2 protein-coding genes are annotated in these 1036 nt (G+C 61.4%); both read right to left on the bottom strand.

Going from position 1 to position 1036, the window contains the following annotated elements; all coding sequences use genetic code 11:
• Positions 1-283: 283 nt before the first annotated feature.
• Complete coding sequence (locus ABZX22_RS45360) at positions 284-838, bottom strand: hypothetical protein (RefSeq protein ID WP_024957700.1); 555 nt, start codon at positions 836-838, stop codon at positions 284-286.
• Positions 839-849: 11 nt separating this feature from the next.
• A partial coding sequence (locus ABZX22_RS45355) for a hypothetical protein (protein WP_354923619.1) occupies positions 850-1036 on the bottom strand: 187 nt, incomplete at its 5' end.

The raw sequence follows: 1036 nt of genomic DNA, 5'->3' as shown, positions 1-1036 counted from the left end.
GACGCACTCGTCGCCGACGACGGCGTTCTCGGCGATGCGGGCGCCGGTCATCAGGTCGGCGAAAACAACACATTTATTTGACTAAAGTGCAGAAGTGACGGGCAACCGCAAAAGACACGAAAACCCTGAAACGCCTCACACTTCCAGCCAAGCACCGGGCTCGGCGGAAGCCGAGGCCCCACCCGCCTTTTCCCCATGCCGCTTTTGCCGTTGCTCTTTCCACCCGCCGCCAGCCATAAAAAAGGCGGCCGATGGCCGCCTGTCGTTCACTACCAACCCAGGGCTACCGTTGTTTCCTCGCCCGCCCCACAATCGCCTTCCGGACCTGTTTCCGCACCGGATCCAGGTCGTCGGTCGCCGTCGCCACCACCAAGCGCCGCTTGCTCCTTTTTAGTTCCTGGCAGGCCCAGGACGCCAAGGCGATGATCGCAGTGGTGATCACCGGGCTCTCTTCTCCCGTCAAATCCTGGAGCTGATCGCGGAGCTTGGGCGGCACGGTCACCATCGTTCTCTCGGTCCTGACGCCCTGGGCGTCTCGATAGTCAAACATCTGGCTACCACGCCCCACTTCGAGATACACCTTCTTCCCCGACCGGATAAAGGGCTGCTCTTCGCTGTAGTCGAAATAGGTCTTGCGCCCAGGCGCGTCCCCTGCAGCCACCATCAGCTCTGCCAGCTGCTCCTCGGAAAACTGGTCCAGATCAATGAGCGGCGCATACGTGCGTTGCGGCTTGGCGTGGACCACTTTCGCGGCTTTGGACAGGTCTTTGCGGGCTTTGGCAACGGCGTTCTTGGCGGGGGTCTTCTTGGCAGCCATGAGGTCCGGCAGGGGCAGCATTGGGAGCTCCATCATGCCTGCCACCGGCCCGGGTTGGCCAATCTTTTTTGGATAGCCTGACCTACCCGCAAAATGTCTTCTCGGGCCTTGTCCACCCCAGCTCCTCGCATGGAGAACACGGTTTCCCCCAGTTCGTAATAGCTGGCCAGTGCTGCGCGTTCGGGAATGACGATGGCGCCTGCCAGGCTGGGATCTTCC

The sequence above is a fragment of the Nonomuraea sp. NPDC003804 genome (genome assembly GCF_040610675.1).
Taxonomy (GTDB): Bacteria; Actinomycetota; Actinomycetes; order Streptosporangiales; family Streptosporangiaceae; genus Nonomuraea.
The sequence above is the reverse complement of the archived record's forward strand: the minus strand, read 5'-3'. Positions and strand labels throughout refer to the sequence as shown.

Excerpts from the sequence above, each read along its gene's own strand:
- ABZX22_RS45360 (WP_024957700.1), bottom strand. The coding sequence starts at position 838 with ATGCTGCCCCTGCCGGACCTCATGGCTGCCAAGAAGACCCCCGCCAAG.